Genomic DNA, 7,079 nt, shown 5'->3' on the forward strand with positions numbered 1-7,079 from the left:
GGTGGCCGTTTTGATAACAAACCCCTCAGGCAAAGGACGGTGTTGGACCAGCTTGACCGGCCCAATCTTGGGCAGATGGATAAACTGCCCTCGAATGCAGTCCTGCTTCATCTGAGGGAAGGTGAAGGAGCGATACCGCCCAACACCCTTAAACCTGGGCCTGCCTGCCCGCTTGCCGTTACAGTCACCTTTTAGCCATCGGTCAAACGCCCTTTGCACCCGCTCTACACAGTCTTGGAGCACCTGGGAATGAATCGCTTGGTATTCGGGGAAGAGAGCCTTTGTGTTTACCAAGTCTCGTTTCTGGGAGTAGAAATCGGGCTTGTCTTTCAACTCAGGCAGATGGCAGACCGTCAACGAGCAAGCATGGATATCACAGCGATTCTGCTCCCACCAGCGGAACCGCTCCGCCAGGCGATAGTTGTACTGCTTACGCAGCAGCTCCAGCCACTCACCCATCAGGGCGACTTGGCTAGCAGTAGGGCGCAAGCGGTACTGGTAAGCGGTTCTCATGATGAATGCATTGTACCTGTTGAACGCTCCCGCCTCTCATCCCGACTCTGACCGGCCCGCCCCCCCTATATCCCCCCGTATACGGGGGGCTGGGGGACTGGGGGGTACAGAGCGGGGCTTCCAGGACTACGTCCCGCTAGCGCGAACGGCGGATTAGCTAAAGCCCGCATGGGCGGGCATTGAACCCAAAGCAAGGCCGCACAGAGAAATTGCAGCAGGCCAGGAACTTTTCACCCATCCCAGCAGCCGGGATCCCCCTCAAAACGAAGAGCGAGATTCCACCCCACCGAGGCAAAGGGGATCCCTTGCTTGCTCTTGAGCTGGCTCCACCTGCAGGGATCCACTCTTGAGCAACTGCTCAGCCAAACGGTGGTGGAGGGCGTGGCCCGCCTTGTAGGCCACAATGTGCCCCTGCAAGCGGCAGCCCAACAAGCTGAGATCTCCTAGTAAATCTATCAGCTTATGGCGCACCGGCTCATCCGGGAAGCGCAACGGCCCCAACCACTCGGTTTTGCTGCAGACGATAGCATTTTCCAAGCTGCCCCCCTGAATCAGCCCCTGTTGGCGGGCCAGCTCCGCATCCTGTTGGCGGGCGAAGGTGCGGGCCGGGGCAATGGATTGGACAAAGTCCGCCCTGTTCTCCCGCCAGCTCAGCCACTGTTGGCCGATAGGGCAGTCGGCAAAATCGATGCCATAGGTAAAGCGAAACCCGGGGTAGGGCACGGCGCTGACAAAGGCTTCCCCTGCCCAGACCGTGACCGGCTCCTGGATCACCCCCAGCAGGGCCGGCTGCTCCTGGGCCAGGATCCCGGCTTGGGCAACGGCCTCCACAAAGGGCAGGGCGGAGCCATCCAGAATCGGCAGCTCCGGCCCCTCCACCTCGATGCGGCAGTTGTCGATGCCCAGCACGTAAAGAGCGGCCAACAAGTGTTCCACCGTCTGCACCTGGACAGGGGGGGATCCCTGCTGTAGACGGGTGCAGAGAGCGGCAGGGGCCAGGGATCCCAACCGAGCGGGGATGGGAGGGGAGCCCCGCTGATCCACCCGCACAAAGACTCGACCGCTGCTGGCAGGGGCCGGATGCAGGCTACAGCGAACCGGCAGGCCGGTGTGCAGGCCCACCCCCTCTAGGGAAATAGAGCTGGCCAAGGTGTGTTGTTGTTCTCTCATAGGTCTCTATGGCCAACGCTCTTGGCCCCGGTCGAAAACGCGATAGTAGAGTTCCCGATAGCCAACGCGCAGGCTGCTGCTGGCGTCTGCCAATTTGCCTTTGCGACTGCCGTAGGCGCTGAACACCTCGTAAGTATCTCCCTCAAAGAAAAACGAGGAGACATCGGAAACCTCTTCCCCCCCCAACAACTGCCAACGCCCCCCCCGAAATCGCAGCCGGTAGTGGGCCCTGTCCAAGCTACCGGAGGGGCGGTCGATGGCGGCGTCGATGCGGCCCTCGTACTCCGGCGGCTCGGCTCCTGCTATGGGTCGAACCTCGACGGAGATATCGCGGTAACGGCAGTTGGGGCGGCTGCACAGGCGGATCGAGCGCATGGCCTCGGCAATGGCTTCCAGCCGCTGTCGCGCCTCGGCCAGAGAAAAGTGCTCCGCACCGCTATCGCGAACGAGCTGGGGCGACACCTGAGTTGGCTCTGCTGCTGGGGAGAGCGACGAATGGGCAGCCAAGGCTGGGGATCCCCAGCAGCACCCCAGCAGCAATAGGCACATCCAACTCAGCCAACGGCGGTAGGCGGATCCCATCGGCGCAATCTATGACAAGATCTAACTCCTCTACTTTAGGGGATCCCTATCTGCGATTTCTGAGCAATGCCGGCATCGTCCAACTGGGCTCAGGAGCGATTGGCGCAGGTACGCCTTGTGTTAGTGCGGCCGGCAGGGCCGCGCAATCTCGGGGCCATTGCCCGCGTGATGAAAAACATGGGCCTGCGGCAGTGGGTGTTGGTGGATCCCCAATGCGATCCCCTCGACGCAGAAGCAGTCACCATGGCCGTGCATGCGACGGACTTGCTCCGCCAAGCCCGGCAGGTGCCAACCTTAGCCGAGGCCCTTCAGGGATGTGTGCAGGTATTCGGGACAGCAGGCCGCCGCGAGCCCTACCCGCCCGAATGGCAAATTCAGTCTCCCCGCCAGGCTTTCCCGGAGCTGCTGGCTGCCGGCCCTGCCGCTCTGGTGTTTGGCCCTGAAGATCGGGGCTTGAGCAACGAAGAGCTGGCCCTCTGCCATCGCCAGATCCAGATCCCCACCGATCCGGCCTACCCTTCCCTGAACTTGGCCCAGGCAGTGGGCATCTGTTGCTACGAGCTGCGCACCCTCCTCTGCCAGAATCTTCCCCCGCCAGTGACCAGCTCTGGGATCTCAAAGCCGGCTCCCTTCGAGCTGCTGGAGGGTTTTTTCGGCCACCTGGAGGCGCTGTTGCTGCAAATTGGCTACCTGCACCCCCACACCGCTCGCCGCAAGATGCTCAAGCTGCGCGCCCTCTTTCACCGCGCCGGCCTGATCGTGTCCGAGGTGGCCCTGTTACGCGGGATCCTGCGACAACTCCAGTGGAGCCAAAAATCTTCTCCTCGAGAACCCCCAAAAAAAGAGGATCCTCATCCTGCTGAGAGTGGATCCTAGCTGCCGCGGCCTCTGGCCGGCTGCCTCTGAAAACAAACCTCTGGGAACTGAGACAAGGGAATCCAGCTAGGTCTGGATGGTCTCCCTGCGGCAAACTTGATTTGACGGAGAGGGTGGGATTCGAACCCACGGTGGCTTGCGCCACGACAGTTTTCAAGACTGCTTCCTTAAACCACTCGGACACCTCTCCAGAACCTATCTTAGGCTGTGCAGTTGCCGCTTGTGCAGCTCGAGGGGTCCTGCTATCCCTGCTAACGGGTTGTGGGGAGGAATGGGGATCCGCTATAACCCACTGAGGGATCCCTGGCTATGCGATGAGAGGACATTTTTGCCCAGGTCAGGTGCAACTTCTGGCTTGGCTGTCGCTAGCGTTGTTGGCTGCCTGTCGCCCTTGGCCAGACGCATCTCCTTCCGAAGCTGCCCCCCCGGATCCGGTGCTGCGCCACATCGGCGAAGATGGCACCCATTTTGAGGCTTCCGTGGGCGATACCCGCGCTCTCCCTCCCCACTTCCCGCACCAGTTGCGCTTGCCCGACGCCACCGTCATCTCTTCGGGGCAAATTTGGGATCAGGAAGGAGGGCTTGCCTCCCTGATTTTGCAGACCTCTCAACCTCTCTCGGAGATCGCCGCCTACTACCGCCGCACCCTCTGGGGCCGGGGCTGGGATCTCCTCTCCGATCTCGAGCAGGCCGGCGGCATCCGCACGCTGGTGTTCGAGTCTCCCCCTCGCCCCGACAGGCCGCCCCAGCAGGCGGTCATCCAAGTGGGATCCCCCCGCCGCGGGCCGGATCAGGTGGAGTATCGCGATATCCTGATTTTGCTGAGTACCGTCGTCCCTGGCGGCGAAGCGCAGCCTGCCGCTGCAGCCGCTCCCTAGAGCATGCCCGTCTATACTCAAGCGATTGAAATTGCCGCTGGCGTGGCCCAGGTGGAGCGCTGTCTAATCGATCCAGCGCTGATGCGGCGCTGGCTCAACCCCCTGTTGGGCTGTGAGGCGCTGGGATCCCCCACTGGGCAACTGGGCAGCCGCTACCGCTTTTTCCTGCGCCTGCCGCTGGTTTCCCCCAGCCTAGACTGCGTGATCGCCGAGCGGGCCGAGGGCCTGGTGCAGTGGCAGTTTGAGGGTTTTTTTCAGGGCACCGACCGCTGGGAATGTTGCCCCCAGCCGCTGGGAACGCTATTGGTAAACCGCTTTGAGTTTTGCATCCCCAACCCTTGGGTGGCGGCAGGGTTCTATCTGGTGGCAGCGGAGCTGACCCGGCACGACATGCGGGCACAACTGCGACGGCTAAAGGCAGTGGCCGAGGCTTTGGGTTAGGCTGGTGGCAGGTAGTAAAGAAACGTAAAAAATGGCAATGACCAGCAACAGCAGCCTGTTCAACCGTCGCTTTTTCGACAACTTCATCCCCCAGCCGGCCAACAGCCCTCTGCAGATTGGCGAGCTGGCCCCTGACTTTGAGCTGCCCAATGTGCACGGGGATCCCGTGCGCCTGTCGGACTACCGCGGCCAAAAGCCGGTGGTTCTGGCCTTTACCCGCATCTTTACAGAAAAGCTCTTCTGCCCCTTCTGCTACCCCCACATCCAGGAGCTGAAGGCCCGCTACGAGGAGATCCGGGCTCTGGGAGCAGAGCTGCTGATGGTTACCAGCACCGACCCGGTGCAAAGCCAACAGATCCAAGCCGACCTGGAACTGCCCTATCCGCTGCTGGTGGATCCGGAGTGCAAAACCTTTCGGCTCTACGGCGTCGGCCAAGCCCTGGGGGCGCCCCTGCCAGGCCAGTTCATCGTGGATCGCGAAGGGAGGCTGCGCTATAAGCACCTCTTCTCCTTTGCCGAGCCCAACGCCAGCACCGACGAGGTGCTGCGGGTCTTGCGAGAAGGGCTAGCCAGCGGCTGGGATGGAACCCGCCGGGTGGCTCCCGTGCCCTTTTTCTAAGCCTTCCTAGGCAAGCCCGGAAGAGGAGAGGAAAGAGGTGGTCTTTGCGCGGCTGGCCCAGAATAGCGCCCGTCAGGCGGAGATCCTAGAAGTAGTCCTGCGCCACGGCTGGGACTACATGCGGCGCTTGCTCTCTTTGGGCAAGGCGGAAGAGCCGCAACTGCCACCACCCCTGGTGCTGCGCAACATCCTGGTGGATCTGGGGCCGGTCTATGTGAAGCTGGGCCAGTTGCTGAGCACCCGCCCCGACCTGCTGCCGCGGGAGTATATCGAGGCCCTCAGCACCCTGCAGAGCAATGTGCCCCCCGTGCCCTGGAACGCGGTGGAGATCCTGCTGCGCCAGCAGTTGCGAAAGCCGCTGGAACAGGTATTCAGCAGCCTCGACACGGAAGCGGTGGCGGCGGGATCCATTGCCCAGGTCCATCGCGCCCATCTCGTCAGCGGCGAAGCGGTGGCCCTCAAGATCCAGCGGCCCGGCGTGGAGGCAATAGTAGAGCGGGATACAAGGCTCATCCGCAGCATTGCTGAATTGGTGGCGCAAACAGAATTTGGCCGGCTGGCAGACGTGGTGGCCTTGGCGGATGAGTTTTGCCGGGCCATTCAGGCGGAGCTGGACTTTACCCAGGAAGCCCGCCACACGGAGCAGCTGCGGCAACGCCTGCAGGCTGGCCGTTGGTTTGATCCCAACCAACTGGTGGTGCCGCGCGTCTATTGGGCTCTTACCACCCCCAAGGTGCTGACCCTGGAGTGGATCGAAGGAAAGCCACTCCTGGAGGCGGATCGCAGCGACGCCGAGCCGCAGCAGCTTGCCCGCCTGCTCACCCGCGCCTTTTTCCAGCAGATCTGCATCGACGGCTACTTCCACGCCGATCCCCACCCCGGCAACTTGTTCTATTTGGGATCCGGTCGCGTAGCCCTCTTGGACTGCGGCATGATTGGGCGGCTGGATCCGCGCACGCAGCAGATTGTGCTGGAGCTGATTTTGGCCATCGTCAGCCTGGATGCCCAGCGCTGTGCCGAACTCACCCTGGAGCTGGCCCTGCCGGAAAGCCCCAGGGGCCGCTTGCGGGATCCCGCCGTCAGCCTGGCCCAGTTGCAGCGGGAATACGAGCGTCTTTTGCGGCAGTACTACACCCTAACTGTGGCCGAGCTGGATTTTAGCCAGCTTTTCTCCGAGATCCTGCAAGCAGCGCGGCGCAACCAGATCCGCATCCCCGGCAACCTGGGGCTGTGCGCCAAGGCCCTGGCCAATCTGGAAGGGATCGCCCGCCAGCTCACCCCAGACTACAATCTGCCGGAGCAAATTCGCCCCCTGATGGCGGACGTGTTTCGGCAGCAGTTGCTGGGGGAAGCTCCCCTACCCTCGCTGCTGCGCACAGCCTTGGACCTGAAAAACCTCTCGCTGCAGTCGCCGCGGCAATTGGAAGTGCTGCTTAGCCGCATCACCTCGGAAACCCAACGCTGGAACCTCACCATCCAAGAGCTGGAAGACCTCCGCATCAGCCTGGATCAGTCGGCCAACCGCCTCTCCTACAGCATCCTGGTCGGATCCCTGATTATCGGCGCCGCCATCATCTCGGCGCAAACCCAGCGCTTCCAGGTCTTCTGGCTGAGCGAGCTGCTTTTTGGCGCCGCCAGCCTCTTGGGACTGTGGCTCATCCTCAGCATCCTCCGCTCCGGTCGCCTGCGCAATTAGCCCCTAGCTCGGACTTGCCAGGGATCCCGATCCTAGCCATGTTGCCAAAAGCACATAAAAACGGTATCAACGCTTCTGCGAGCGCCTCGCCAAAACCCGCAAAAGCCGATTTTTTCGTTGACCCGCTCGATGCCTTGCGCCACAAGGCTTTCAGGCCTCTCACCCCTCCTCTGCAAGGCCTTTTTTTGCCCTCTTCGACCGACCCCCTCGCAAATAGGCCTTGCATTCCTTGCCCCGCTTGGGTTTAATAAGGGTAGAGTTCCCCCTTCGGGGGGATCCCTAGAAATTGGAAACAAGTGTGTCA

Annotated in this window: 8 protein-coding genes and 1 tRNA gene; 5 read left to right on the forward strand and 4 right to left on the reverse strand. The window is 61.9% G+C overall.

The window, feature by feature from the left end:
- From SYN65AY6A5_RS14265 to SYN65AY6A5_RS01815, 3 genes are all read right to left on the reverse strand, one after another.
- Positions 1 to 513 (reverse strand): helix-turn-helix domain-containing protein (locus SYN65AY6A5_RS14265; protein WP_240530963.1); only part of this gene is annotated, 513 nt, incomplete at its 3' end.
- 258 nt (positions 514 to 771) lie between these two features.
- Positions 772 to 1,683, reverse strand: a complete 912-nt coding sequence (gene lpxC / locus SYN65AY6A5_RS01810; RefSeq protein WP_099883778.1) for a UDP-3-O-acyl-N-acetylglucosamine deacetylase — start codon at positions 1,681 to 1,683, stop codon at positions 772 to 774.
- Between the two features lie 6 nt (positions 1,684 to 1,689).
- Entirely contained in the window at positions 1,690 to 2,265 is a 576-nt protein-coding gene (locus SYN65AY6A5_RS01815; RefSeq protein WP_011430773.1) for a hypothetical protein, read from the reverse strand.
- Between the two features lie 66 nt (positions 2,266 to 2,331).
- Between SYN65AY6A5_RS01815 and SYN65AY6A5_RS01820 the strand changes: the two genes are divergently transcribed.
- On the forward strand, positions 2,332 to 3,141 hold the full coding sequence (locus SYN65AY6A5_RS01820; protein WP_011430772.1) for an RNA methyltransferase: 810 nt from the start codon (positions 2,332 to 2,334) through the stop codon (positions 3,139 to 3,141).
- 105 nt (positions 3,142 to 3,246) lie between these two features.
- Here SYN65AY6A5_RS01820 and SYN65AY6A5_RS01825 read toward each other — a convergent pair.
- Positions 3,247 to 3,331, reverse strand: a tRNA-Ser gene (locus SYN65AY6A5_RS01825).
- Between the two features lie 124 nt (positions 3,332 to 3,455).
- Here SYN65AY6A5_RS01825 and SYN65AY6A5_RS01830 point away from each other — a divergent pair.
- The 4 genes from SYN65AY6A5_RS01830 to SYN65AY6A5_RS01845 are packed head-to-tail and all read left to right on the forward strand — an operon-like array spanning position 3,456 to position 6,775.
- A complete protein-coding gene (locus SYN65AY6A5_RS01830) occupies positions 3,456 to 4,019 on the forward strand; it encodes a hypothetical protein (RefSeq protein ID WP_011430771.1) in 564 nt (187 codons plus the stop codon).
- A gap of 3 nt (positions 4,020 to 4,022) precedes the next feature.
- Positions 4,023 to 4,460 carry an SRPBCC family protein gene (locus tag SYN65AY6A5_RS01835; RefSeq protein WP_099813044.1) on the forward strand — a complete coding sequence of 146 codons (438 nt, stop codon included), beginning with the start codon at positions 4,023 to 4,025 and terminating at the stop codon, positions 4,458 to 4,460.
- A gap of 31 nt (positions 4,461 to 4,491) precedes the next feature.
- Complete coding sequence (locus SYN65AY6A5_RS01840) at positions 4,492 to 5,079, forward strand: peroxiredoxin family protein (RefSeq protein WP_346426058.1); 588 nt, start codon at positions 4,492 to 4,494, stop codon at positions 5,077 to 5,079.
- A gap of 37 nt (positions 5,080 to 5,116) precedes the next feature.
- Positions 5,117 to 6,775: an AarF/ABC1/UbiB kinase family protein gene (locus SYN65AY6A5_RS01845; protein WP_011430768.1), complete on the forward strand. Its 1,659-nt coding sequence runs from the start codon at positions 5,117 to 5,119 to the stop codon at positions 6,773 to 6,775.
- Positions 6,776 to 7,079 lie beyond the last annotated feature (304 nt).

The sequence above is a fragment of the Synechococcus sp. 65AY6A5 genome, assembly GCF_002760415.1.
Lineage (GTDB): Bacteria > Cyanobacteriota > Cyanobacteriia > Thermostichales > Thermostichaceae > Thermostichus.

Bases quoted from the DNA above. Each gene is read 5' to 3' on its own strand.
- SYN65AY6A5_RS01815 (WP_011430773.1), bottom strand. From the start codon at position 2,265: ATGGGATCCGCCTACCGCCGTTGGCTGAGTTGGATGTGCCTATTGCTG.
- SYN65AY6A5_RS01835 (WP_099813044.1), top strand. From the start codon at position 4,023: ATGCCCGTCTATACTCAAGCGATTGAAATTGCCGCTGGCGTGGCCCAG.
- SYN65AY6A5_RS01820 (WP_011430772.1), top strand. From the start codon at position 2,332: ATGCCGGCATCGTCCAACTGGGCTCAGGAGCGATTGGCGCAGGTACGC.
- SYN65AY6A5_RS01830 (WP_011430771.1), top strand. From the start codon at position 3,456: ATGAGAGGACATTTTTGCCCAGGTCAGGTGCAACTTCTGGCTTGGCTG.
- SYN65AY6A5_RS01840 (WP_346426058.1), top strand. From the start codon at position 4,492: ATGGCAATGACCAGCAACAGCAGCCTGTTCAACCGTCGCTTTTTCGAC.
- lpxC (WP_099883778.1), bottom strand. From the start codon at position 1,683: ATGAGAGAACAACAACACACCTTGGCCAGCTCTATTTCCCTAGAGGGG.